The 24,673-nt window shown below is 64.7% G+C and carries 25 protein-coding genes and 2 pseudogenes; 10 read left to right on the top strand and 17 right to left on the bottom strand.

Annotation, left to right across the window (positions count from 1 at the left end; all coding sequences use genetic code 11):
- Positions 1-116 precede the first annotated feature (116 nt).
- Together HIV01_RS14840 and HIV01_RS14835 are read left to right on the top strand one after the other, a co-directional pair.
- Positions 117-860, top strand: a pseudogene (locus tag HIV01_RS14840) (YadA family autotransporter adhesin); the annotation flags it as partial.
- A gap of 93 nt (positions 861-953) precedes the next feature.
- Positions 954-2,729 (top strand): S8 family peptidase, encoded by a 1,776-nt coding sequence (locus tag HIV01_RS14835; protein ID WP_200608337.1) that lies wholly within the window; start codon positions 954-956, stop codon positions 2,727-2,729.
- Positions 2,730-3,088: 359 nt separating this feature from the next.
- On the opposite strand, the gene HIV01_RS14830 is transcribed toward HIV01_RS14835, so the two are convergent.
- The gene (locus HIV01_RS14830; RefSeq protein ID WP_207526988.1) at positions 3,089-3,358 is read right to left on the bottom strand and encodes a response regulator transcription factor; all 270 of its coding nucleotides are present in this window, start codon (positions 3,356-3,358) and stop codon (positions 3,089-3,091) included.
- Positions 3,359-4,057: 699 nt separating this feature from the next.
- On the bottom strand, positions 4,058-4,498 hold the full coding sequence (locus HIV01_RS14825) for a fasciclin domain-containing protein (RefSeq protein WP_200608333.1): 441 nt from the start codon (positions 4,496-4,498) through the stop codon (positions 4,058-4,060).
- 396 nt (positions 4,499-4,894) lie between these two features.
- Between HIV01_RS14825 and HIV01_RS14820 the strand changes: the two genes are divergently transcribed.
- From HIV01_RS14820 to HIV01_RS14810, 3 genes are all read left to right on the top strand, one after another.
- Entirely contained in the window at positions 4,895-5,080 is a 186-nt protein-coding gene (locus HIV01_RS14820; RefSeq protein WP_200608332.1) for a hypothetical protein, read from the top strand.
- Positions 5,081-5,594: 514 nt separating this feature from the next.
- Positions 5,595-5,924 (top strand): hypothetical protein, encoded by a 330-nt coding sequence (locus HIV01_RS14815; RefSeq protein WP_200608330.1) that lies wholly within the window; start codon positions 5,595-5,597, stop codon positions 5,922-5,924.
- Positions 5,925-6,040: 116 nt separating this feature from the next.
- Entirely contained in the window at positions 6,041-6,268 is a 228-nt protein-coding gene (locus HIV01_RS14810; protein WP_200608328.1) for a hypothetical protein, read from the top strand.
- Positions 6,269-6,271: 3 nt separating this feature from the next.
- Here HIV01_RS14810 and HIV01_RS14805 read toward each other — a convergent pair whose 3' ends face one another.
- Positions 6,272-7,438, bottom strand: a complete 1,167-nt coding sequence (locus HIV01_RS14805) for a sensor histidine kinase (RefSeq protein ID WP_200608326.1) — start codon at positions 7,436-7,438, stop codon at positions 6,272-6,274.
- A 390-nt stretch (positions 7,439-7,828) separates the two neighbouring features.
- On the opposite strand from HIV01_RS14805, the gene HIV01_RS14800 reads away from it, so the two are divergent.
- Complete coding sequence (locus HIV01_RS14800) at positions 7,829-8,338, top strand: hypothetical protein (RefSeq protein ID WP_207526987.1); 510 nt, start codon at positions 7,829-7,831, stop codon at positions 8,336-8,338.
- Between the two features lie 71 nt (positions 8,339-8,409).
- On the opposite strand, the gene HIV01_RS14795 is transcribed toward HIV01_RS14800, so the two are convergent.
- Together HIV01_RS14795 and HIV01_RS14790 are read right to left on the bottom strand one after the other, a co-directional pair.
- Positions 8,410-8,646, bottom strand: a complete 237-nt coding sequence (locus HIV01_RS14795) for a hypothetical protein (protein ID WP_200608322.1) — start codon at positions 8,644-8,646, stop codon at positions 8,410-8,412.
- Positions 8,647-8,674: 28 nt separating this feature from the next.
- Positions 8,675-8,911 carry a hypothetical protein gene (locus tag HIV01_RS14790; RefSeq protein WP_200608320.1) on the bottom strand — a complete coding sequence of 79 codons (237 nt, stop codon included), beginning with the start codon at positions 8,909-8,911 and terminating at the stop codon, positions 8,675-8,677.
- Positions 8,912-9,405: 494 nt separating this feature from the next.
- On the opposite strand from HIV01_RS14790, the gene HIV01_RS14785 reads away from it, so the two are divergent.
- Entirely contained in the window at positions 9,406-9,675 is a 270-nt protein-coding gene (locus HIV01_RS14785; protein ID WP_200608318.1) for a hypothetical protein, read from the top strand.
- Between the two features lie 319 nt (positions 9,676-9,994).
- On the opposite strand, the gene HIV01_RS14780 is transcribed toward HIV01_RS14785, so the two are convergent.
- Positions 9,995-10,387, bottom strand: coding sequence for an MbcA/ParS/Xre antitoxin family protein (locus HIV01_RS14780; RefSeq protein WP_200608316.1), 393 nt, complete (start codon positions 10,385-10,387; stop codon positions 9,995-9,997).
- A 542-nt stretch (positions 10,388-10,929) separates the two neighbouring features.
- On the opposite strand from HIV01_RS14780, the pseudogene HIV01_RS14775 reads away from it, so the two are divergent.
- Positions 10,930-11,583, top strand: a pseudogene (locus tag HIV01_RS14775) (ATP-binding protein); the annotation flags it as partial.
- A gap of 14 nt (positions 11,584-11,597) precedes the next feature.
- Here the strand turns inward: HIV01_RS14775 and HIV01_RS14770 are convergent.
- The 3 genes from HIV01_RS14770 to HIV01_RS14760 all read right to left on the bottom strand — a co-directional run bounded on the left by HIV01_RS14770 (position 11,598) and on the right by HIV01_RS14760 (position 13,918).
- Positions 11,598-12,062 (bottom strand): hypothetical protein, encoded by a 465-nt coding sequence (locus HIV01_RS14770; protein ID WP_200608314.1) that lies wholly within the window; start codon positions 12,060-12,062, stop codon positions 11,598-11,600.
- 110 nt (positions 12,063-12,172) lie between these two features.
- Entirely contained in the window at positions 12,173-12,646 is a 474-nt protein-coding gene (locus tag HIV01_RS14765) for a hypothetical protein (protein WP_200608312.1), read from the bottom strand.
- Between the two features lie 81 nt (positions 12,647-12,727).
- Positions 12,728-13,918, bottom strand: coding sequence for a putative peptide maturation dehydrogenase (locus tag HIV01_RS14760; protein ID WP_200608310.1), 1,191 nt, complete (start codon positions 13,916-13,918; stop codon positions 12,728-12,730).
- A 194-nt stretch (positions 13,919-14,112) separates the two neighbouring features.
- On the opposite strand from HIV01_RS14760, the gene HIV01_RS14755 reads away from it, so the two are divergent.
- Complete coding sequence (locus tag HIV01_RS14755; protein ID WP_200608308.1) at positions 14,113-14,457, top strand: NHLP-related RiPP peptide; 345 nt, start codon at positions 14,113-14,115, stop codon at positions 14,455-14,457.
- Between the two features lie 18 nt (positions 14,458-14,475).
- Here the strand turns inward: HIV01_RS14755 and HIV01_RS14750 are convergent, their stop codons facing one another.
- From HIV01_RS14750 to aceB, 4 genes are all read right to left on the bottom strand, one after another.
- Positions 14,476-16,998 carry a putative peptide modification system cyclase gene (locus HIV01_RS14750; RefSeq protein WP_200608307.1) on the bottom strand — a complete coding sequence of 841 codons (2,523 nt, stop codon included), beginning with the start codon at positions 16,996-16,998 and terminating at the stop codon, positions 14,476-14,478.
- Positions 16,999-17,019: 21 nt separating this feature from the next.
- Positions 17,020-18,078 (bottom strand): GGDEF domain-containing protein, encoded by a 1,059-nt coding sequence (locus HIV01_RS14745; RefSeq protein ID WP_200608305.1) that lies wholly within the window; start codon positions 18,076-18,078, stop codon positions 17,020-17,022.
- A gap of 221 nt (positions 18,079-18,299) precedes the next feature.
- Positions 18,300-19,601 (bottom strand): isocitrate lyase, encoded by a 1,302-nt coding sequence (gene aceA, locus HIV01_RS14740; protein ID WP_200608304.1) that lies wholly within the window; start codon positions 19,599-19,601, stop codon positions 18,300-18,302.
- A gap of 72 nt (positions 19,602-19,673) precedes the next feature.
- Entirely contained in the window at positions 19,674-21,317 is a 1,644-nt protein-coding gene (gene aceB, locus HIV01_RS14735) for a malate synthase A (protein WP_245156823.1), read from the bottom strand.
- 110 nt (positions 21,318-21,427) lie between these two features.
- Here aceB and HIV01_RS14730 point away from each other — a divergent pair, with 110 nt between their 5' ends.
- A complete protein-coding gene (locus HIV01_RS14730; RefSeq protein ID WP_200608302.1) occupies positions 21,428-22,396 on the top strand; it encodes a LysR family transcriptional regulator in 969 nt (322 codons plus the stop codon).
- Between the two features lie 16 nt (positions 22,397-22,412).
- Here HIV01_RS14730 and HIV01_RS14725 read toward each other — a convergent pair whose 3' ends face one another.
- From HIV01_RS14725 to HIV01_RS14710, 4 genes are read right to left on the bottom strand one after another with little or no spacing between them, the layout of a single operon-like run.
- On the bottom strand, positions 22,413-23,036 hold the full coding sequence (locus HIV01_RS14725; RefSeq protein ID WP_200608300.1) for a 1-acyl-sn-glycerol-3-phosphate acyltransferase: 624 nt from the start codon (positions 23,034-23,036) through the stop codon (positions 22,413-22,415).
- Between the two features lie 58 nt (positions 23,037-23,094).
- Positions 23,095-23,514 (bottom strand): alternative ribosome rescue aminoacyl-tRNA hydrolase ArfB, encoded by a 420-nt coding sequence (gene arfB / locus HIV01_RS14720; protein ID WP_158732140.1) that lies wholly within the window; start codon positions 23,512-23,514, stop codon positions 23,095-23,097.
- A gap of 23 nt (positions 23,515-23,537) precedes the next feature.
- Positions 23,538-24,293 (bottom strand): pseudouridine synthase, encoded by a 756-nt coding sequence (locus tag HIV01_RS14715; protein WP_245156822.1) that lies wholly within the window; start codon positions 24,291-24,293, stop codon positions 23,538-23,540.
- Positions 24,290-24,637 (bottom strand): endonuclease domain-containing protein, encoded by a 348-nt coding sequence (locus HIV01_RS14710; protein ID WP_200608298.1) that lies wholly within the window; start codon positions 24,635-24,637, stop codon positions 24,290-24,292. Before HIV01_RS14710 ends, HIV01_RS14715 begins: the two co-directional genes overlap by 4 nt.
- Positions 24,638-24,673 lie beyond the last annotated feature (36 nt).

Below are 24,673 nucleotides of genomic sequence, written 5' to 3'. Positions count from 1 at the left end.
ACGTCGAGAACGACATCGGCACGCTGCGCAACGCAGTCCAGCAGGTCGACCTGATTTCGGTGGACGGTGTCGGCGATGGCAGCGACAAGGCCACGGTCGGCGCGGGGACCAAGGGCGTGGCGGTCGGTTCACACGCTTCCGCCAACGGTGCCAACGGCATTGCCCTGGGCAGCAGCGCCTTTGCGGCCGGCCCCAACGACACCGCCATCGGCGGCAATGCCCGCGTCGAGGCCGACGGCAGCACCGCGGTGGGTGCCAATGCCAGCGTCGCGGCGGCAGCGACCAACGCGGTGGCAATCGGCGAAAGTGCGTCGGTGCAGGCGGCCAGCGGCACGGCACTGGGCCAGGGCGCGGTGGTGCAGGCGGACGCGACCGGTGCGGTGGCGATCGGACAGGGTGCGGTCGCCGATCGTGCCAACACCGTATCGGTCGGCAACGCCGGCACGCAACGCCAGGTGACCAACGTTGCCGCAGGTACGCAGGACAGCGACGCCGCCAACGTCGCCCAGGTGCGCGCGCAGGCAACGCGCACCCTGAACGATGCCAACGCGTACACCGACGCGCGCTTCCAGGCCATGGACCAGTGGCAGGACACGGTCAGCGAGCGGCTCGTCGAAAACGACGAGCGCATCCAGCGCGTCGGTGCGATGGGCGCGGCGATGGCGCAGATGAGCGCAAACACCTCCGGCCTGTCGGGCGTGAACCGTGTCGGCGTCGGCGTCGGCACCTACGGAAGCGAAGCCGCCATCTCGGTCGGCTACCAGCGCGCCTTCAACAACAACCGCGCCAGCGTTTCCGCCGGCGCAGCCTTCACCAGCGACGACTCCAGCGTCGGCGCGGGCGCGGGCTTTAGCTGGTGATCGCGCCGGGCGCCGCGATCTCGGTGCCCGGTTCCCAGGCATGACTGCCACTGGGCGGGAACGCTCCAACCCTCATCTCTTCGGGACACTCTCATGCAGCACAAGGCACTTTCCCTGGCACTCGCCGCCGCCATCGTCGCCGGCGCCACCGGCACCGCGCTGTCGGCCGGCCCGGCGCAACCTAAGCTGATTCGCGCCGATTTCAGCGCGCTGGGCAACGATGACGGCAGCAATGACCGCTTTATCGTCAAGTACCGCAATGGCGCGGCCGCCCAGTCCGACGCAGCACAACTCACGCGCACGCTCGATTCCGTCGCCTCACGCACGGTACTGCGCGCCGCCGGCGCTGCACCGCGCGCGCGCCACCTGCGCCGCCTCGCGGCCAGTGGTGCGCACCTGGTGCGCTTGTCGCGCAAGCTCGACCGCGTCGAAGCGCAGAACTTCATGCTCGCCATCGCCGCCGATCCGGCGGTCGAGTACATCGTGCCGGACCGGCTGCGCCAGCCGACCGGCGTCCCGAACGACCCGTTCTATGCCAGCCACCAGTGGCACTACAACCACCCGGTAGGCGGCGCCGGTGCGCAGCCAGCATGGGACGGTGGCGCCACCGGCCAGGGCGTGGTCGTGGCGGTGCTTGATACCGGCGTCACCGAGCATCCTGACTTGGCCGGCAACTTGCTGCCCGGCTATGACTTCATCGTCGATCACGAAGTCTCCGGTCGCGCTACCGACGGCCGCGTGCCGGGCGGTGCCGACACCGGCGACTGGGTCGCGGCCAACGCCTGCGGCGCCGGCACGCCGGCGCGGAGCAGCTCCTGGCACGGCACCCACGTCAGCGGCACGGTCGCGGCTGTGAGCAACAACGGCGCCGGCATGGCCGGCGTCGCCTTCGACGCCAGGATCGTCCCGGTGCGCGTGCTCGGCCACTGCGGCGGTTACGACTCCGACATCAACGATGCCATCGTCTGGGCGTCGGGCGGCCATGTCGAGGGCGTGCCCGACAACGAATACCCGGCGGAAGTGATCAACATGAGCCTGGGGGGCAATGGCGCTTGCGAAGTCGCCACGCAGGCGGCGATCGACAGCGCGGTCGCGCGCGGCACCACCATAGTAGTTGCGGCCGGCAACCAGAACACCGATGCCATCTCCCACACACCGGCCAACTGCCAGAACGTCATCACCGTCGGCTCCAACGGCATCAGCGGCAAGCGTGCGAGCTATTCGAACTACGGCGCCCGAATCGATATCGCCGCGCCGGGCGGTGGCGTCAACGATGGCGCCAACCAGAACCAGGGCTACATCTGGTCGACCGTCAACCTCGGCACCACGGTGCCGGGACAAGCCGGCTACGGCGGCATGGTCGGCACTTCGATGGCGGCGCCGCATGTCGCCGGCGTGGCGGCGATCGTGCAGAGCGCATTGTCGACGCCAAAGTCGCCGCTGGAGCTTGCCGCACTGCTGAAGCAGACCGCGCGCCCGTTCCCGATTGCGCCGGATCGTCCCCTCGGCATTGGAATCGTCGATGCCGGATCGGCCGTCGTGGTCGCCCGCGCCGGTGGCCAGCCGCTGACCAATGGTGTGCCTCGCACTGGTCTGCGAGGCAATGCCGGCGAGGGTTTCGTCTATGTGTTCCCGGTCGCGGCCGGTACGGCCCGCCTGAACGTCATCACCTACGGTGGCACCGGCCAGGTGAAGCTGTTGGCGAAGAACGGGAGCGAGCCGACCACGAGCAGCTACGAGGCGATATCGCAACGCCCGGGCAACAACCAAACGATCACGATCAATGCACCTGCCGCCGGCGCGTACTACGTAAAGGTGCTGGGTGCCGCCACGTTCACGGGCGTGTCGGTCAAAGCCACGTCGATGTAATCCGCACGGCGGCCCGGCCAATCCCCTTGGGGCGGCCGGGTCGGCGCTGCAACGATCGCTGCTGGGCGCTTCGCCGGGCCGGCGCGCCCTTTGCCAAGGATGCCTCCGAACAGCTCAAGAGACGCACCGAGTGGGAGGCGACGGCTCGGCAACTGGATCGGCCAAGTCGTCGTCCAGCTGAAGCGCGCCGAGCAGACGCTGTCGAGGCCGCTCGCAGCCAACACAATGCGCGCTGGTTGCTGAGGTAGGCTAATAGGCGCAACAGGCCAACGGCGCCATCCAGCGCCGTTGGCCGCGATCCCCCCCGGGACGTCCAGATCTACCTCGCCGCTTGGACCGATGCTCGCGTCGCCGAACAGCTATCCCCGGAAGATCGGTTGCGAACAGTGTGTGGACCACCCGGGGAGTCCAGGTGCAGGTGCTTTCACCACCAAATGATGGGCGAAACCAAAAGAGAGCTCTTTGCCGACCTCGATGTCGAGCATTGCCACGTCGAAGGATATGGCGCCAACCGCCTCGGAAGCGCTGGCTATCGTTGAGGCAAGAAAAGTGTCGTGGCCCTCGGCATCCAAAGCCAGCACTACGCATGCAGCCATCAGTGCATTGTCTTCTAGGAGGAGAATGCGCACAGGGCTCCCCAAGCTGCACGCCTGGGATGGGCCGCCGCACTGCCCACCTGGGTGATGGCGCGGCAGTCCTGGGTCATAAGAATCTGCACAGCTTAGCCTCATCTCGCAGAGAGCTGCACGGAGGCCCGGATGGCAAGACTGGGGATGACACCAGTCCGATGCACAAACAACGTTACGCACAAAATGGTAGCCGCACGTGACGCCGCAGTCATTGCGGCGTTGCGCGTTACGTGGAGTTAAGCCCCCCTGGATGGCGCGCTTGTCATCAAGGATTTCGAAAAGTTGGCCGTGGGCCGCGTAGTCCCCCGCTAGGCGTTATCCCGCGTCGCGAACAGCAGATCGGCGACAGTGTTCCTTGCAGGAACCATCCCGAACTGCCGGACTAAGGTCACTCTGGCGATAACGCTCCTCGTGTACGGCCCCCCGGCCCCCCGAAGTGCTGTCGCGCAGACGTGGAGAGTGGATGCCAATCATCTTCATTCTGGCCGATATCAGGCATATGGCATGGAGGGAAAGTCCATGGGTGGCAGGCCAATCCGTGTAGTAGTCGGCCCTCGTCTTCACAGTGCATCTTCAGGGCAACTCGATCGAAGCGAAGACACCCTCAGCACCCGCCAAACGCGGGCGTCTTCGCAAGTGGCACTGAGCAAAGAAAACGGCGAGGCAAGCCCGCCGTTTCCCTTGGTCAATCCGACTACTTTATTGCTTGGTCGGAATATTGACCTTGTCGATTCCATGGATGACACCATTGCTGGAACCGATGTCCGCCGAGGTGACGCGCGCGCCGTCAATGCTCACCCTATCATTGGTCAACATGATCGGAGCCGACTGACCGTTGACCGTCTTTGCTGTTTCAGACTTGCCGATATCGGCCATGGTCTTGCGACCGCTGACGACGTGGTAATTCAGAATCGAGACCAGTTCTTCCTTGTTCTCCGGCTTGAACAGGTTCTCCAGCTTGCCCGCCGGAAGCTTGTCGAACGCCGCATCGGTCGGTGCGAAGACTGTGAACGGGCCTACGCCGCGCAGAGTGTCGCTCATGCCTGCACGTTCGATGGCCTTGCCAAAGGTCTTGAACGACCCATTGGCAGCGGCAGTATCGACGAGGTTCTTGGTGCTGGTATTGGTCATGGTGCTCATAAATATTATTGCCTTTGATGCGATCCGCGGTGGCACGGAATCGAGGATGGCCGAAGCCAAGCTCCTGCCGGACGGCAGGGGCGATAGGGCTCAGAGCGGATGGGGAATGGGACGTGCTGCGCGGCTGAGTGGCCGTTACGACATTGCGTCGTAGTGCCACTGGAGGCTGCGCTATCGAGTGTTACGTAACCGTAATCTGGTGATCGGATCGATATCTCGTTCACCCAGCGGTGTGTGCGCCGCTTTCGCGGAATCATCACACGCCTGCGCCATCGCAGCGGCGAGAGGTCGACGTGGGAGAATCGGTGCGACAGCCACAAAGGTGCTACATTGAAATATTAACCGTGTTGTCTAACGCGGATGCCTCAAGGGCCTGCCGCGTGCAGCAGGCGTTTCATGGAAAGCATGATTGAAGTCCGACGCCGAACTGCGGTGATCGAGGCGGAAAGCCACAAGAAGATGCTTGAACTTTGCTGGGCGTTCCGGGCGCAGCTGGAGGATGTGCAGTCGCGCCTCTCTCCCGCCGACTACAGCTATGTGGAGGCGCTCAAGACGTTCCTGCTTCGGGATCGCAGCGTTTAACAGACGACGGCGCAGACTATTCACAGTCCTACATCTGCCTGAGTTACCCAGGGGTAACCCTCCTTGGTGCAGACTGAGGCGGATCTTCAATAGTTCCTGCTGACCGGATCATCGAGCGGCAATGCGCAAGGTCTCGCGCCAAAGAGTTGCAGAAGCGACGGAGCCATAACGATTCGCGTCGAACGGAGGTCGGCATTGGCGAAGCATGTGCCGAGCCAATGCCGTCTGCTCACACGAACACCTACCTTTCACCAGCGCGTTTCCGCGCTAGTCAGGTGTTCGGGGATTCCCACGAAGAGAGCGAGCATGCAACCAATTAAGCATCACAGAGTCGTTGCAAATGGACCGACCCGGATCCCGGGGTTTGGCGGTTCGGTTGCCGCGATCGAGGCGGCGGAGAACGAGGGATGGCCGGTGCAGCGCTCTATAGCACGGATCCCGAACAGTCGTTCTACCGAGCCAAGATTGGCGGCTGACAGGTTCCGAAGACCGGTCAGAAGTCGTTGAGGTTCCTATGAACAGGATTACGATCTTCACGAGTATGGCGTTCGCATTGGCCATCGCTATGGAGACGGCCATCTGGGTGACCTTCCTGCAGCGCCTACGGGTCCGGCATCCGCGCCAGTGGCTGCACGCCGCGCAGCCAGCCTTCTGGCAGGACCGGACCGCACTCAGCGCACGGGTCACGATGCGGTATCTGCACGATCGAGATTACCTCTCGAGCGCGGACCAGGAAGGCGTGCATTACTGCGGCCGCGGCAGGACCGTGATGCTGGCTACCTACTGGTTCACTGCGTTGACGGGGGCTGGCACCCTGGTGGCGCTAGCACTTTATGGCTGGTGAATGCGCTCGCGACTGTCCCCGTTTTAGGAAATTGAAGCCTTAGACGGCGAGAAACAGAGCGCCCGCTCCGGACGTAGTGCCGGAGGAACCAAAGTCACTGTTAATCGGAGAGCGTCATGGCAAGCAAACAGGAAATTGCCTTCTGTAACCTGCACGGCGAAGTGGTGGTCCTTCGCGAACTCGTCAAGTCGCTCATTTCTCAGCTTCCGAAGGGCGTTGCGACGACCCACCGACTCGAAGACGCGTTGAATCGTGCGAGGGCAACGGCGGCGCACATGTCGCCAACCTATATGTCAGTGAACTACGCGATAGATAAGATGCAGGTGCACCATCTGCCTCGCTGACAACTAATCGACCACCGGCGAAACGGTCGAAGGCACTTCCGCCACCGAGTGACGAGGTAGGTCGATAGTAAAGACGCATCCGGAACCTGGCACGTTGCGCACGCTGAGGACCCCCAGGTTCGCCTCAATACTGCGACGAGAGATCGACAGCCCCAATCCCAGACCGCTCCTGTCATCAGCGCCCTGCGTGAAAGGGATGAACATCTTCTCCGCGTCGCCGGGCGGAAGGCCGCCGCACTGGTCTTCGACGTCGATCAGGACACGGTCAGCCACTGCATAGGCGTTGAGGCTGATCTCACCATGAGGGTGCGAGAACTTGAATGCGTTCTGCAGGAGATTCCCGGCCGCCGACAGCAGCAAGTCCCGATCCACATCGAGTGCCAACAGGGGATCCACGTCCGAGACGGTTAGCTTGCAACCCCTCACGTCCGCTTCCAGCGAGGCGGAGAGCTTGACCTCCGCAAGGAAATCCGCGACCGAGAAGAGCCGATTCTGCAGCGGCATGCCCGCTGTCATACGGACCTCTGCGAGGGAACGGTCAATAAGATTACTCAACCCGACCAGGGCCCGGTCGAGTACACCACCGGTCGCGCCGGTCAAACCAACGCTGCCCTCCTTGATGATAGAAAGCGCCAAGGTGGCGGTGCACAACTGATTGCGCAATTCGTGGGCAAAGAATCCTAGCCGCTCATTCAGAGCGTCTGCTTGTTTGTCGGCGACGACAAAGTCGCGTTGGTACCCAAACTCGGTCACGGCGTTAGCAATTGCGTTGTCCAGGCATCGATTGAGCGTCCTGAACTCATCGATGCTTATTGCCGCATCCTGCTCAAATGCCAAATCAGTTATCGCTTGGCATAGGTCACCATAGTCGTGCACCACTTCCTCGACCGTGAAGCCATGCTGCATCAGTTCCTTGCCGTGCTGCGCCGCCGAATCGCCGATTTCCGACAGCGCGGGCTTGCCCCCGCCGGAACGGCCAGAAACCTTTCGGCTCCGCATAGGATCCGATGTCCGTTCCAACGCGAGTGTCTTGATCACCTGCTCAAGGAACACAGTGACCCCATGCTCCAGCTCCTCACCGGCTACGCCAGGCGGCGATCGCTCGGCGACCTTTGCCCGGCAGCGGGCAATTAGTTCTTTCCGGTTCGCGGTGAGAAACTGATGCATCATGACCGCACAATACGCCAACTCTGTCCCACCAGCGGGCGAGCAGGCGTTCGCAGCTACCGTTCGTCGGCGTGGAGGCGCCATGCGGCCAACCCTGATGAAGACTGCGCCCTTCGGATATGCACAGCAACTTCACATTTAGGATCAGCGCTTCTCTGGTGCGGCGCACATGGGCCGTGTAAGGCTGGTCAGGTCGCAGACGACGATGCGGAGCCTGCGGCGCACCTTGCGCGAGTGGTTTCGTAGTGCCTCGCCATGGACGCCGACATCCAGGTCCACACAAAGAGAGTCATCTAGCGCGCCAACGGCTGACCTCAGCCGGTGCATTTCTATGACCGCTTTCGACCCAAAAGGGGACATTTGATCTGTTCGTTGGGACCGGGTCTGAGCTGCTTGAGCCATACTTCGCAAGGGGGCGATGTGGCGACTAACGCCAAATATTCGCTGGCGGTATCAATGCTCGTTCTGTCGGTGGCACCAGGCTGCGCGTCGCTGCATCGCATGACGCCCGACCTCGTTGATGTCAAGGTAGAAGCGCCGGTTCTGGAATGCGACCGGCGTCGCCAGGACATTCCGGTCAGCGTTCGCGTGCAAAACGGTAGCCACGGCGTCCTGCGAGTCTGGATCGACGGAGCCTCGGGCCCGCCGTACCCACTGAGTTGGTTGTCCTACGAGATTCTTGATGACGCCGGTAATGTCGCGTGGCGGCATGGTCCGGGTGGGCATGGTCCGATGGCGCAACCTACGTTGAAGATCGATCCCGGCGATCGGACAATACTTGCGGCGATGCTGTACGAAGTCGGTGAAGCGGACAATTCCCGGAGTTTCCGCATCCGGATTGAAGACCAGGACAAAAACACGTGGACGACTGATGCATTTCGGCCATGCGTGAAACGTGATTAGCACGATGTCCGCTTCTGGCCGAAAGCGGACATGGGGACCGGTCTCGACACAGTCGCCAAGGACTTGGCCGGCTAGGTGTCACCCCGCGGCGCGAACAGCAGATCGGCGACAGTGTTCAGACCTTTCAGGAACTCATCGCGAATTGCCGGGCTCAGGTCACTTTGGCGATAACGCTCATCGTGCGCGGCTACTCCCCGGAGTGCCGTCGCGCAGATGGCATCGCGAGAAGGGGAGGCATCAATAATGGCCCACAAAGCCCATTGCATGGCCGTTAGCTGGCCTTCGAAGAAAGCTTCTCTCTCGTCCATTCCGGTTCCTTGGGGTGATGTGTTTCGCTCAGGTGGGGTCATGGTCGGCCGCAGGTCGAAGCCCCAGCCCATGGGCGGTGACGATCTCCAGCACTCGTGCCGAAACGTAGTCATGATGTGGGCCTGCAAGACTCTGAATTCCTTCAGCAGCCGATGCAACGACAGCCAACAGATACTCCCGGTCCGTCTGGTCTTTCAGCATTAACAAAATGACTTCGTCCAGCGAATCTAGGCGCCGATCGAGCTCATCCAGAGGTAGCTGCATGGTCCGGTCCCCACCGAGCTTGGCGAGTATTTAGTGTGCTCCTGCTGCAGTGCGTTGCAAGCTGGCCCTGATCCGCCCCGCATTCGCCACAGCCCAGCGCTCCACCCCAGCGATTGCCAGGGCCTCACTCGACGTGTGGGCCTTCCGCTCCCGCTTCACGTCCAAGTGCCGGTTGACCGTCGTCCGCCAAACGTCGTTATGGAAGGCGACAACCGTCACCGCAACCGGGCCGCAGCGCAGCCAGCGCGTGGTGTCAGGACCGCTCACAACAGCCTCGGCGCCAAGTGATGTCGGGCGGGAGCGGGAGTCGGGTCATGCCTACATGCTAGCGACGAAAAGAGCACAGGATGAGACGCGTATCAATGGAGCCCCGGTGGCGCGGGTCAGCGCGCCGGCCGCCTTAGAATGATGCGGATCAATGGCCCTGAGGCGCTCCAGGCCATTGGAAGCGCGTCGTCACAACCCCGTCCGGGCGGCTCAGGCTGACTGTGCGCATGAGCTTGGACCGTGGATATCGAAAGGCAGAACGCATGGCGAGTGTCCGCGTCTGGCAGGGCGCCGTGGTTGCTATAGCGGCGCTGGTCCTCAACGGACTTCTTGCCACAATCAGCAAAGGGGCAGGCGACCTAATGCGTCCAGTCGTCGAGGTCCTCGGATGGGTCGTTCCGATCGGGCTGTTCGCGCTCGCATTCGCGCTGGTCATCAGCGGCACGTGGATGATCTGGCGACTCCGTGCGGATTTCCGCTCGGCCCATGGGGGCTGACCGAATCGCCTTGCTACCCAGATGCTACCCACGACCTCGCGTCAGCCCAAAACGAAAAAGCCCAGTAAAGCCTGAGAGCCTTACTGGGTTTACGTTTAATGCATGGTGGCTCGGGAGGGAATCGAACCGCCGACACGGGGATTTTGAATCCTTGTGACAGTGGCCGGATGTCCGCTCCTGGCCGAAAGCGGACGCTGGAAGTGGCCCTTGGCGACCAGGCAGCCCCATTGTTCGCGATTGGCCAGAAGCGGCATCGCCCGAGGGCTCAGCCCCGTCCGCCGCATCCCGTCTGCCGACCAGGACAGGCCGCGACTTGGGATCAATGGTCGAATTGGGCTTCGAGATACTCGCGAACGGCCTGCAGGTCATCCACATCTCCAAGAAGCATACGCGCCAAGGCTGTGTCGCCGCCGAATAATGGTGCTGTATTGGGCCGTCGGAGCCAAGCGTGTGCGCGGCTAGGATCTTGGAACAGCTCCACCAGCGAAGCGTAGATCCCGAATAGGTGGGACAGTCGTTCGAGAGTCGCCCGCGGAAGCGGCTCTTCGGGTGGTCGCTCACGCCACGTTCCTACGATCGCTGGAAGCTCGCCAAGCAAGATGGCTTCCTCTGCTCCATCCAATTGCCATGCCTCAGAAATACGAAAGAACGTACGCAAGGCCACTCGCGTAGCGGCAGGGGTTTGGAGGTCTGTTGTGGGAACGTCATGCATCTAAAATAGGCGCTAGCTAAGAGAAGCTACCCATGTGACCATCTCTTCGTGTGGAACAGCTCTCCCTCCATCCACATCTGCAAGTGCTCGCCTGATACGGCGAATTCTTCTCCTCTTCCCGGAACTCCTGCATTTCGTTCACGAGGCGATCGATCAACTCATACTGAGGATCACTGTCCATTGCAGAACCTCCGCAAATGAGCCGTGGTGAGTTTAGCCCATGCCCGATGCAGCCGCCGATGTCCGCTGCGGACGCGGCCGATTCATGAAGAAGATCGAGTGGTGTGGCGACGCGGAATGTCGCCTACGAGCTGCGGCTGTCGAAACGACTTGCTGCGCCAAGTGCCACCACGCGTATCTGGTAGGTCATGAGAGTAATAGTCATGCTGTAACTCGTGACATCAAGGCGCTTGTTTTGCTTAACCAGGGTGCTAGGCTTGGATTTCGATCCGCCAATGTAGGAGTCTGGCAGCAACGCCGACTCGGACTCTTGCTGATTTGCTAGCAAACCTTCACTGAATGAAGCTTCTTGAAAGTTTCGAGAAGTATCTCTGTTCGATTCAGGAAAGGTGACTAGCAATTTCCAGTCCGAGTGGGAACGGCGCGCGCTGGAGGTGCTGCGCGAGCCGCTCGAATCGGGTGTGGTCACCGTGTCGCGCGCGGCGCGTAGCGCGGAGTTCCCGGCGCGGTTCCAGCTGGTCGCGGCAATGAACCCGTGCCCCTGCGGCTGGGCCGGCGATGTCTGCGGCCGTTGCCGCTGCAGCAGCGAGGCGATTGCACGCTATCGCGGCCGCATCTCCGGGCCATTGCTCGATCGCATCGACCTGCATGTCGAGGTGGCGCGGCTGCCGCCTTCGGAGCTGCGGCAGGATGCGCCGCTGGCCGAGGACACCGCGTCGGTGCGCGCGCGCGTGGTGGCGGCCCGTGAGCGACAACTCGCGCGCTGCGCGAAGCCGAACTCGCAACTGGGACAGGCCGAGACCGCGTCGACCTGTCGCCTGTCGGCGGGTGATCACGCATTGCTGGAGCGTGCCGTCGATTCACTGCAGCTGTCGGCGCGGTCGCTGCACAGGATCGTTCGTGTGGCGCGGACCATCGCCGACCTGGCTGGTGAGGTGTCGATCGGGACCGCGCACCTGACCGAAGCGATCGGCTTGCGCCGCGCGGCGCGCGGATTGGACGCGCAAGGGTCCTGAGGGCCGCTGGCCGGTCAGCCGCAGCGGTCGCCGCAGACCTTCGGCCGTTCGAGGAAGTCACGCGCGCCCTCGCGGGCTTCGCGCATCTCCGCTTCAGTACCGCAACGGGTTACGTTGACCGTGGTCCCGGTCTGCTTCTCGCGCCAGCACACCTGCTTGCTGTCCTGGCCGGCACGGGTGCCCTTCACTTCGGCGTTGATGCGCTCGAGCGCGTTCTCGAGCCGCACCTTCTCTTCCATCGTCAGCTGGTCAAGATGTGTCTTGCCCTCGGTGACGGCGAACACTTCGCGCTGCGACTTGCGGATGATGTTGACCTGGCGCGTGGTCATGCCGCTGGTCTTGCCATCGTCGAGGTCACGCTGCAGCTGTTGCTGCTGCGTCAGGATCATCTGCAGGCCGTCCTGCTGCGCAGTCGGCTCCTGCGCAGTTGCCGCCGCCATTGCGGTGGTCAGCACCACCAGCCAGATCCATCGCTTCATAGCAGTTCCTCCCCGGAACATCGCCAGATTGTCGTGCGCCCCGCTCGTGGAACCTCACGCCAGGATGTTCAGCACCGGCGCGGGTGGCCGGTGCTGCCTGGCGCGGTCACTCAGTTGCTCCTGCAATCCTGGCAGTTGCCGCGCGAGTCCATCAGGTTGCGGGCGGCTTCGCGCTCTTCGCGCCACTGCGACTGGGTCTTGCAGACGCGTTCCTTGCGGGTGCTGCCGAGGATCGCGCGGCGCTCGCAGACCATGCGCTCATCTTCGTCGGAGTTGTTGACCACCGCCTCGATCCACTCGAGCGTGTTGAACACTTCTGTCTTCTGCTGGTCGTTGAGCTCGTCGGTCGACTTCTTGCCTTCGATCGTGCGCAGCATCCGATCCTGCTTGGTCAGCAGTTCGCTGCGCTCGGTCGCCGACAGATCCTTGTACGGACCGGAGCGTTCCTCGACGCCGATGCGGATCTCGTGTTGCTGGGTGCGGATGTCATCGAGCATCAGCACGCGGCTGTCGACGGATGCGAATGCCGGCATGACCATGGCCAGGCCAAACACGGCGGCGGAAAGGAGGCGTAGGACGCGCATTGGAACGAAACCTTGGTTAGGGCCTTCCAACATAACTTGACAGATTTGGCAATGTCGACTGCCTTTTGGCGCAAATGTTGTTCAGTGTTGTGAATCCGTGTCCGCCGCCGCCCCGCGGACCCAGATCCGCTCCCCCGGATCGAGCTCGGCGGTCTCCATGACTTGGCCACGCCAGCCGAAGCCGCAGATGGCCAGGGCGCCCTGGTGGATCGGGTCGAGGGCGAAGGCCTGCTCCAGCTCGACCTCGTTGATCGCACCGGTGATGAAGGCGCCCAGCCCGGCCTCGGTCGCCGACAGATAGAGGGTCTGCGAGAGGTGGCCACCCTCCAGCGCGACCACCCGGTAACCCTTGGCGTGGTGGCGGTATTTCCAGAACGTGCGGTCGAAGCGCGGCGACAGCAGCACGACCACATGGGCATCGGCGAACCAGTGCTGCTGGGCGACCATGTCCATGACGAATTCGCGCAGCGGCTTGTCCGGCCCGGCCAGCGGTTCGAGCGCGTGCTCCTGCGCCTGGTAGTGGTAGAGACCCGGCTCCACGCCCTCGACATGCTGGACGATCAGGTAGCACTCCATCGGGTGCAGGCCGCCGCCGGAGGGAACGTTCTTCTTGAGGAAGGCCAGGTCGTCGCTGACCCGCACCTCGGCCTGGGCGGCGAACACGCGCTGCAGCAGTTGCGCGAACAGGTCGTAGGGGACTTTGCGCGCCGGATCGAAATTGCGACAGGTGGCGCGGCGGGCGAGCAGGTCATCAAAGGCGGTGGGGGCGATGCGCGGCAGTGGCTTGAGGTCGGGCGCCCCGGCGCGACGCGCGGCCTCGACTGGCGGCGCGCCCAGCACCTGACGCATTTCCGCGGCCGTCTCGGTGCCGCTGTCCTTCATGTTCTGCACGGTGTCCACGCCGCTCCAGCGGGTGAAGGCGTGCAGGGTGGCGGCGAGCGGATGCCAGTAGGTGCCGCGCAGCGATTCGTCGCGCGCGCGCATGGCGGCGTGGGAAGGGTCGTCGCTGACCAGCAGGCCCTCGGCCAGCAGGCGCTCCATTGCGGCGCGCTCTTCGATGCCGGCCTCGTCGACCCACTGACCCGGACTCATCGCCCCCAGCAGCTCGCGTTCGGTGCCGTCGACCTCGACCTCGGTACCCAGATGGGGTGCCAGGGCGAGCCAGCGACGTTCGCGGCGCAGGCCGTCTCCGCCGCCGAGCAGCACGCCCAGATCGAACTCGGCCTGCTCGCGGGGCTCGAGGAATACAACGGCACAACGTCGGACACGCATTCCAATACCCCTGAAGTAGAAGCCCTTACTCTGCTGGCAACCGGTCCCTGACGGAAGACACGTCAGTGGCCCCGCACTGGCCTTTCGGCAAACCTCCGGGTCCAAGGCGGCCCGGCCCGCCTGGTTGTGACGTAGGGCACAGGCGGTTAGATTGCGCCATCACGGCCTGCAACGGGCCTTCGAGGGGAACGGGGATGAACGAGGCACTGACCACACCGCTGGATCCGGCCATCGCGGACCGGTTGTTGGACCTGCTCAGCACTGACGACGATTTCCGCGCGCAGTTCCAGCGCGACCACCTCGGTGCACTGCGCACCCTCGGCTATGAATCGCCCTCGCCCGGCCAGATGACGGCATGCGGGCTGGTGCTCGCTTCGGCGCCGGAACCGTTCCGTGATTGCAAGGTCACCGACCTCGCCCCGAAGGAAGCCATTGCCGCTGCCCGCGGTGAAATCATGGCGATGCTCCTGCGTGGCCTGAACCAGACGACGCCGCGCCTGGACGCGGGTACCGATACGTCCGGATTCGTCCGCCGCTGATACGGCGGGGCGGTGCGGCTAGCCGCCCGCCGGTTTGACGCGACCGCGCAGCTCGGATTCCTTTCGTGCTGCGCGGTTGCTGTCGGCGACGTTGAGCGCCTGCAGGCAGTGGCCGCATTCGAGCTCGACGTACGCCAATCCGCGATGCTGGCGCAGCCATTGCGCCTGCTCCATCGCCAGGTCGGATTGACCGGCATCCAGGTACGCGTCCATCAAGGCTGCGCGGGTCTGGAAGCGCTCCCGTCCTGTCAGCAGTGGCAGGAGCAGTTTCACCGCCTCGTCCGTGTTGCCATCGAGTCGGGCTTTCTGCGCGCGCACGACGACCAGCAACTCCGCCAACTGCGGTGTCTTCATGAGAAGGCCGTACTTCGGCAGCTCCTGTAGCACCGTCGCTGCGATGTCGCGATCACCCAGGCGCTGGGCAACGATCGCCGCGCCGAGGGACAAGGCCGCATCTTCTTCGGCATCGGCGTCGAGGTCGGATGCCTTCTGCTTGGCCAACGCCGCAAGCGCCTGCTCCGCGGCCGAGCGCGCATAACGCAGGGCATTGCCCTTGTCGCCCGCCAGCCAGGTCGTCACGGCCACCGGAAGCAGCAGGTAGCGACTCTCCAGTCCGCGCTCCGCCTCGGTCAGCGACAGCCCGGTGCGTGCCAGCGCCTGGGCCTGCTTCCATTGCCCCTGGTCGACGGCCAGGCTGGCCCGCTCCAGGTAGGCGAAGGGATTGTCTGGTTCCAGTTTCTCGACGTATTTGTGGGCCGCGGCGAAGTCGCCCTGGGCCGCGGCCGTGGCCAGCAATCGCCGCACGCTGCCGCCGGTGGCCGAATAGGATTTCTCGAACGCGCTCTGCGCTTGAGCGTACTGCTGCATGCCCAGGTAGGCGCGTCCGACCGTGTCGAACTCGTTACCCGCCAGCGGATTCTGCGGAACGGCCGCCGCCAGCGCATGCGCCAACGCTTCCTCGAAGCGGTTCTCGGTGTACAGCCAGATCGCGGCATTGCCCCTGCCCGGCAGGTAGTCGGGATAGAGGTGCGCCAGCTGCATCCACTTCCCGGTCGTGGTCGAGGGATCGGCGAACTCCGACACCCAGGCGTCCAGGTACAGCGCTTCGCGGGGCGGAAGATGGGCTTTCAGCGCCCGCGCACGACGCAGTGGCTCCACCGCCGCACTCGCCTTCTCCTGGCCGTAGTAGATCCTCACCTGTCCCAGCCAGGCGAGCGCGAACTGGGGATCGAGCTCCGTGGCACGGCGGTACAGCTGCAGCGCTTCGCTGTACTGGAATTTCGAAGCGGCCTTCTGGGCGAGCGCGAATGCGCGCAATGCATCGAGGTTCGTGGTCGTGACCTCCGGCAGGCTGGCCGAGTCACGCTCGATAGACTTGATCGATTCACCCAGGTTGCCGCGCAGCTCGCCGGTGACCGAGTCGATGGAGTCCAGTGCCGAGGCAGCTCCGGTGCCGTCGAACGACACCGCGTAAACGGTGGCCTGGGTATGCGGGTCGATGATCTCCGCGCTGACCCGAACGCGTCCGCCCACTTCGGCGACGGTCGGCAGGATCACGGCCCGGGCACCATCGCGCAATGCAATCTCCGAGGCCACCGCGCGATCGAGCACCGTGCCCGGCTCCCGTCGCATGCGCGTCAGCGTGTCGCGTGCCTTGAGGTCGCTGAAGACGTTGACGTACCGCGACTGCTCCAGGCTGATCCGGAACGCCTGCTCGAGCGAATCGTCGAGCACGCTCTGTCCGGTCAGGTTGCGCAGGTCGGCCACCACCACCCAGTCGCGCTGGTTGAACGCGATCGCCGGTGCCGGGCGGGTCATGAACCAGACGCCGATGCCGAACAGCGCCACCAGGGCCGCTTCGGCGACCAGCGACGCCGGCCGACGCCACAGCGGGATGTCACGCCAGGCCTTGGTCGTGTTCTGCGGCGTGCGCAGCGGGGCGATGCCGGGCTCGCCGACTTCATAGACCTGCTGGCTCTCGGGCATCCCCTTGAAGCGCCAGCGGCCATGCGATTTCCACAACAGCTGCTGGCCGCGTTCGCCCAGTTCGCGCGCAGCGCGGTGGGCCAGCGGTTCGGCCACGGACGACAGCAGGATCTGCCCGGGTCGCGCCATCGACATCAGGCGCGCGGCGGTCGGCTTGGCCAGGCCTTCCACTTCCAGCGGCTTGGCGCCGGCGAGAACGGCTTCATCGGTATTGCGCCAGGTCAGCACCTCGCCCACGTGCAGGCCAGCGCGCGCCTTGAGCTCCATGCCGAGCGAGGCACTCATCACTTCCAGCGTGCGGACATAGTCGAGGGCGAAGCCGAGGCCGTCGATCGGCCGCTCGAACATGAGCAGCAGGCCATCGGAGCGGTCGATCAGTCGTCCGCGCCAGCGCTGCTGGAGATCCAGCACGAGCCGGTCGTGGTCGCGGAACAGCGTCGCCGTTGCGACGTCGCCGATGCTCTCGACCAGCGCGGTCGAGTCGCACAGGTCGGTCAGCAGCAATGTCCGCAGTTGCGGAGAGTCGATCGACGGGCGATGGGTCATCTCATTCATCGATGGTGTCGCCTCTTCGGCCTAGGCCGACGTCAGTTCCGCATCGTGATCCTGCCACTGGACGCAATTGCCACCCATGCGCTTGGCCCGGTAAAGGCCTTCGTCGGCACGGGCGTACCAGTCGTTCCAGTCCTTGGTCGGATCGACCAGGCAGGCACCGACGCTGAGCGGACACATCAAGGGGGCGCCGTGCACCATCTGCATCAGGCCCTGGGCGGTGGAGACGACAAAGTCGGCGAAGCGCATCACCTCTTCGCGGTTCTCGGCGACCATCAACAGGCAGAACTCGTCACCGCCGAGGCGGCAGGCGAGGTCGTCGGGACCCGCGACCGAACGCAGGATGTTGGCCACGCCCTGCAGCACGCGGTCGCCGATCAGGTGACCGTGCTCGTCGTTGACCTGCTTGAAGCGGTCGCAGTCGATCAGCAACAGGCCCATCGAATTGGGCATGCCGAGCTTGCGGAATTCCTGCAGGTGCAGGGTCAGGCCGCGGCGGTTGTAAAGGCTGGTCAGCTCGTCGGTGCGGACCAGCTCTTCGGTCTGGTTGAGCTGGTGCGTGGCGGCGTAGAGGCTGTCGAGTGCGGACTCGAGTTCTTCGTTGCGGCGGCGCAGGCGGCGGATCAGGCTCTGCTCGTTGAGCACGACGCGCAGGATCGCGCGGCGCAGGAAGTACGACACCAGGCCCGGGTCGCAATCGACCAGGCGCTGGAATTCCTCATGGCGCAGTTCGATCAGCAGGCCGTCGCTGGCGGCGACGGCATCGGCGCTGCGGACGTGATCGCCGATCAACAATCCCAGTTCGCCGAAGAATTCGCACGGACCCAGGCGCTTGCCGACGAGGTCCTCGCCGAAGTCGAGGTCGATGACGCCGCGCGCGATCACGAACATCGTCGTGCCCAGTTCGCCGCGACGGAACAGCACCTGTCCTTCCTGGATGCGGCGCGAGCGGCCGATCTCGGCGAACAGTTCGTATTCCGCATCGGTAAGCACCGCCGTCGCCACATCCGCCGACGCCGTGCTGGGACTGCCTGCGATGAAGGTTTCGCGGCTGTGTATGAGTGCCGCGCTGTCGCGATTCATCCCACGACCCCGGTCCGTGGTGAGGCTGGAGAATAGCACCTGAACACGGTAAACAACGGTGAAAAGGGGGTCTGGAGGACGGCTACCCGTTGCCCGGAGGACCTCTGCGGGACGACAACCTGAGCAGGGCTTGAGGTGCTCAGGAAAGCCTCAAAGCAGGCTTTTCGCGTGTCCTCCCCTTTGCCAGGCAAAGGGGAGGACGTGGTAACCGAGACTTTTTCTTAGGCCGCCGCGGCGCGCTTTTCGTGGAACTGCTCTTCCTCGGTCGAGCCCTTCAGCGCCACCGTCGAGGACTTGCCGCCCTGGATGGTCTGGGTCACCGCGTCGAAGTAGCCGGTGCCGACTTCGCGCTGGTGCTTGACCGCGGTGAAGCCCTTTTCCGCCGCGGCGAATTCGGCTTCCTGCAACTCGACGAACGCGCTCATCTGCCGGCGGGCGTAACCGTGGGCGAGGTTGAACATGCCGTAGTTGAGGCTGTGGAAACCGGCCAGGGTGATGAACTGGAACTTGTAGCCGTAGCTGGCGATTTCCTTCTGGAACCTGGCGATGGTGGCGTCGTCGAGGTTCTTCTTCCAGTTGAAGCTCGGCGAGCAGTTGTAGGCCAGCAGCTTGCCCGGGAACTTCGCATGGATCGCTTCGGCGAACTTGCGCGCGAACTCCAGGTCCGGCTTGCCCGTCTCGCACCACACCAGGTCGGCATACGGCGCGTAGGCGAGGCCGCGGCTGATCGCCTGGTCGAGGCCATTGCGGGTCTTGAAGAAGCCCTCGACCGTGCGCTCGCCGGTGATGAACGGTGCGTCGTTCGGATCGATGTCGGAGGTGATGAGGTCGGCGGCTTCGGCGTCGGTGCGGGCGACGATCAGCGTCGGCACGCCCATGACGTCCGCGGCCAGGCGCGCGGCCACCAGCTTCTCGACTGCTTCGCGCGTCGGCACCAGCACCTTGCCACCCATGTGGCCGCACTTCTTGACGCTGGCCAGCTGGTCTTCGAAGTGCACGCCGGAGGCACCGGCCTCGATCATGCCCTTCATCAGCTCGAAGGCGTTGAGCACGCCGCCGAAGCCGGCTTCTGCATCGGCCACGATCGGCTGCAGGAAGTCGATGTCGCCGCTGCCTTCGGCGCACTGGATCTGGTCGGCGCGCAGCAGGGTGTTGTTGATGCGGCGCACGACCTGCGGCACCGAGTTGGCCGGGTACAGCGACTGGTCGGGGTACATCTCGCCGGCGATGTTGGCGTCGGCGGCGACCTGCCAGCCCGACAGGTAGATCGCCTTGAGGCCGGCCTTGACCTGCTGCATCGCCTGGTTGCCGGTCAGCGCGCCGAGCGCGTTGACGAAAGGTTCGCTGTGCAGCGAGGCCCACAGCTTGTTGGCACCGAGCTTGGCGATGGTGTGCTCGACCGGCACGGTGCCGCGCAGGCGCACGACATCCTGGGCGCAGTACGGGCGGTCGATGCCGGCCCAGCGCGGGTTGGTGGCCCAGTCGTGGCGGAGTTGTTCGGCGGTGTGCAATGCGGTGGTCATGGCGGTGCCCTCTGCTCGTTTCTTCTTTGGAGCCCTCCCGTTCAAGGGGAGGGTTGGTGGGATGGAACTGCGTCAGTCGAGTCGTGCGTAAGCAGGAAGGGTCAGGAAGTCCTCCAGCACGTCAGCGTGGGTAAGGCGGTCGAGCACGCCGATCCCTTCATTGATGCGGCTGGCACCGGGCAGGCGCGCGCGGTCGCCCAGGCGCCCGGGCAGGTTGAGGAAGGCGCGTTCGAGCAGGGCGAAGTCGACCGGCGTGCCGTCGTCCAGATGCAAGCCGTCGCTGTGCAGCCACTGCCACAACTGGGTGCGCGCGATCTCGGCAGTCGCCGCGTCTTCCATCAGCCAATGGATCGGCACGCAGCCGTTGCCGTCGAGCCAGGCGGCGAGATAGCGCACGCAGACCTCGACGTTGCCCTCGAACCCGGCGCGGCTGATCGTGCCCAGCGACGGCTTGATCAGGTCGTCGCGCGTGGCCCAGACGTCTTCGCGCAGCACGTGGCGCTGATTGGGTGTAGGCATGCGCTCGTCGAAGATCTCGCGTGCCAGCGGGATCAGTGCCGGATGCGCGACCCAGGTGCCGTCGTGGCCGGCGGTGACTTCGCGCAGCTTGTCGGCGCGGACCTTGGCCATTGCGACTTCGTTGGCGGCTTCGTCGCCGCTGATCGGGATCTGCGCGGCCATGCCGCCCATCGCGTGCGCGCCGCGCTTGTGGCAGGTCTGGATCAGCAGTTCCGAGTAGGCCTTGAGGAACGGCTGGGTCATCGTGACCTGGGCGCGCTCGGGCAGCACCTTGTCGCGATGCCTGCGGAAGGTCTTGATGTAGGAGAAGACGTAATCCCAGCGGCCGCAGTTGAGACCGGCGATGCGCGTGCGCAGCGCATGCAGGATCTCGTCCATCTCGAACACCGCCGGCAGCGTCTCGATCAGCACGGTGACCTTGATCTGCCCCGGCACCAGGCGCAGCTCGCGCTCGACGTGGTCGATCACGTCGTTCCACAGCTGCGCCTCTTCCATCGACTGCAGCTTGGGCAGGTAGAAATAGGGTCCGCGATCCTTCGCGGCGAGCACGTCCGAGTTGTGGAAAGCGAACAGGCCCAGGTCGAACAGGCTGGCCGACATCGGCGCGCCGTCGATGCGGACGTGTTTCTCGTCGAGGTGCCAGCCGCGCGGGCGCACCATCAGCACGGCCTGCTCCTCAAAGGGACGCAGGGTGTAGTGCTTGCCGGTGCTGCCATCGGCGCCGACGGCGGTGAACTCGAGGGTGCCGGCGACGGCGCCGGTCAGAGCGCGCTGGCCGGCGATGAGGTTGTCCCAGGTCGGCGAGGTGCTGTCCTCGAAGTCGGCCATGTACACCTTCGCGCCGGAGTTGAGCGCGTTGATGACCATCTTCGGGTCGACCGGGCCGGTGATCTCGACGCGACGGTCGAGCAGGGCCTGCGGAAGCGGCGCCACCTTCCAGCTGCCATTGCGGATGGCGACGGTGTCGGCGCGGAAGTCCGGCAGGCCGCCGGCATCGAAGTGCGCCTGGTGGGCGGCGCGGGCATCCAGGCGCGACTGGCGGGCCGCTTCGAAACGGCGATGGAGTCCGGCGAGAAACCGGAGCGCGGCAGGGGTCAGTACCTGGTCCTGGCCCTCGGCCTGGGCCAGGACTTCAATATTGCCGTCGACACCCACTTGGGTATCGCCGTCTTGCCGCTTGGCCATCACTGCCGACATGCCTGTAACTCCGTGGTCACCTTGGAGAGTCACCATGCGGCGGCGTGTGTTATTTGACAATCAAGATTTTTCAATGCTAATCATTACTTTCCTTAATACGCATTGAAACCATGGCCAGCCAGCCGCCTTCCAGCCCGCGGTTCGCCTATAAGGGGGACCGGCTCAAGCCCCTTCGCGCGTTCTGCCAGACCGCCCGCCTGGGTTCGGTGTCGCGGGCGGCCGAGGCGCTGTACCTCAGCCAGCCCGCCGTAACGCTGCAATTGCAGGCGTTGGAGCGGGAGCTGGGAGTGCGGTTGCTCGAGCGCAGCGGCCGGCGGATCACCCTGACCCGCGAGGGCCAGGAGCTATACGAGCTGGCCCGACCGCTCGTGGAGGGCCTGGACGCGCTGGATTCGGTGTTCCGGGAGAAGATCCGCGGACTCGATGCCGGCGAGCTCAATGTCGCGGCGGGCAGCTCGACCATCCTCTATCTGCTGCCGCGGATCGTCGAAGCCTTCCGCGCGGCCCATCCGGAGGTGCGGCTGACCCTGCACAACGTCACCGGCGCCGGCGGCCTGGACCTGCTGCGTTCGGACGGGGTCGACCTGGCCGTGGGCTCAATGCTGGATGTCCCGGCCGACCTCAGCTACGAGCCGGTGTACCGGTTCGAGCCGATGCTGATCACGCCGCGCGACCACCCATTGGCGCTCAAGGAGGACCTGCACCTGCAGGACCTGTCGCCTTATGGCCTGATCCTGCCGCCGCAGCGACTGACCACCTACCGCCTGATCGACCTGGTCTTCCAGCAGAACCGGGTGCCGTACACGGTGGCGCTCGAGGTCGGCGGCTGGGAGGTCATCAAGCAGTATGTGGCGATGGGCCTGGGAATCAGCATCGTCACCGCGATCTGCCTGACCGAGGCCGACCGCGAGCGGCTGTCGGCGCGGTCGCTGGCGGAGTACTTCCCGTCGCGGACCTACGGTGTCGTGGTCCGCAAGGGCAAATATTTATCGCCGCAAGCCCGTGCATTTACAGAACTAATAAAGCCGGCGCTGTTCGAGCGCGGGGACTACTACTCGACGGGGCAGTCGGAGCGCTGACGCCCCTCCCCGCGGGTCACGCGTCGTGGTTCTTGCCCTTCGACACGCCGCGGTACCAGTTACGGATGCGGTTGAAGTCGCTGTCGAAGTCCTCGCCCAGGTCGAACGGCGGACCGATGCCGATCACCTTCTGGCCGTAGTGGAAGTACGCCGGCACCACCGGCACCGCGGCGGCCTTGGCGATGCGCCAGAAGCCGGGCTTCCAGCGCTCGACGACCCGGCGCGTGCCTTCCGGCGCCAGCGCATACCAGAGCTTGTCGGCCTCCCGGATCATCCGCGCCGCCTGCTCGACCACGCCGTGGGCGGCCTTGCGGTCGACCGGGATCACACCGAGGTGGCGCATCAGCGCGCCCATCACCGGCAGCTTGAACAGCGAATCCTTGCCCAGCACTTTCAGGTCCAGGCCCATCGCCATCTTCGCGGCGAAGCCCCAGATGCCATCCCAGTTGGACGAATGCGGCGCGCCGATCAGGACCAGGCGCGGGATGTCGGGGAACGCACCGACCATGCGCCAGCCGCCGGCGCGGAGGATGGCGCGGCCGAGCCAGCGTGTGAAGGCATTGGGTTTGACCCGCGGCGCGTTCGGCGGCAGGTCCAGAACGCGCTGGTCGAGCACGCGGTGGTCGTCAGTGTCGGCCATTGGCCCCTCGTGGCTGGTGCGCTTTCATGGTGCTGTGCGGCCTTTCGGTTCCGGTTCGTCAATCCCAATCGCGAACGACACGACCGCGCTTGATCGTACCGCGTTCACGCTTGCCGCTCAGCCGCCGCTCCTTGCTGGCCCGGGTCGGCCGCGTCGCCACGCGCGGGGTCGGCGCGAACAATCCCGTGGCGATGAAGGCCGCCAGGCGTTCGCGTGCATCCTCGCGATTGCGGTCCTGGGTGCGGAAACGCTGGGCGCTGATGACCAGCACGCCCTCGTCGGTGATGCGACGGTCACGCTTGGCCAGCAGCCGTGCCCGCACCGGCTCGGGCAGCGACGGCGAGCCGGCCAGGTCGAAGCGCAACTCGACCGCCGTGGCCACCTTGTTGACGTTCTGGCCGCCCGGACCGGACGAGCGCACGAAACGCTCGACCAGCTCGTCGTCGGGAATGGCCAGGTTGTCGCTGATCTCGAGCATGGCGCAACTCTACCAATCCGGAATCAATGCGATGGGGCGTCGGCGAACAACGCCAGCGCCTTTGCGAACTCCGCATCAGGCGGCGCGATCACTTCGATGCGCCGCCCGTCGAGCGGATGCGCGAACGCCAGCCGGCGCGCGTGCAGGAGCATCCGATGGATGCCGAGCATGCGGAACTGGCGGTTGTGGCGACCGTCGCCATGACTCGTATCGCCGATCATGTGGTGCGACAGGTGCTTGAGGTGTCGGCGAATCTGGCGGAAGCGTCCGGTTTCCGGTTGCGCGCACAGCAATGCGTAGCGCGACGTCGGGAAGTTGGCCGACGGCAGTTCCAGCTCGGTCGTCGCCAGGCGCGTGAAGCGGGTGATGGCCGGCTTCTTGAGCGGCTTGCCCGGACCGCCATCGAGCGGATAGTCGACGACGAAGCTCTCTTCCGGCCAACCGCGGCAGATCGCCCAGTAGTCCTTCTCGACCTCGCGCGACATCAACACCTTGCCCAGCGTCGAAGCGCTGTCGCGATCGAACGCGAGCAGCAGGCAGCCGCTGGTTGCGCGGTCGAGGCGATGCACCAGGAAGATCGGCTTGCCGAACTGCTCGCGCAGGCGGTCGGCGGCAAAGTCGGTTTCGCCACGCGCCAGGGCGCTGTCGTGGACCATCAGGCCGGCGGGCTTGTTGACCACGGCCAGTTGCTCATCGACGTAGAGGATGTCGAGGGCTTCTGGTTCTGGCCCCCTCCCCTCCGAATGGAGGGGAGGGCTGGGGAGGGGTGAAGCAGTCACTGATGCCGTCTCTCGTTCAATATCCGCAGAATCTGCTCCAACACGGAGCCAGTGCGCAGCAGCACATCGTCGTTCCAGAAGCGCAGGACCAGGTAGCCGTTCGTCTCCATCCGACGAGTGCGCATCGCGTCATACTCGACCGCGTCCAGGTGCTGCCCACCATCAAGTTCGATGACCAGCTTTGCTTCGACGCAGGCGAAGTCGGCGATGAAACCGGCAATCGGGTATTGGCGTCGGAACTTGGCACCCGCGAGCTGGCGTTGCTTCAGGTGACGCCATAGCAGGCGCTCTGCGTCCGTTGCGGTGCTTCTGAGGCTGCGTGCCTTCTTCCATATCGCTTCCATGCGATCTCCTTCGTTGGGGGTTTCGTTGGGCCTCCG

Source organism: Lysobacter arenosi (assembly GCF_016613475.2).
Taxonomy (GTDB): Bacteria; Pseudomonadota; Gammaproteobacteria; order Xanthomonadales; family Xanthomonadaceae; genus Lysobacter_J; species Lysobacter_J arenosi.
Note: the sequence above shows the minus strand (reverse complement) of the source record. Positions and strands in the feature narration are given on the sequence as shown.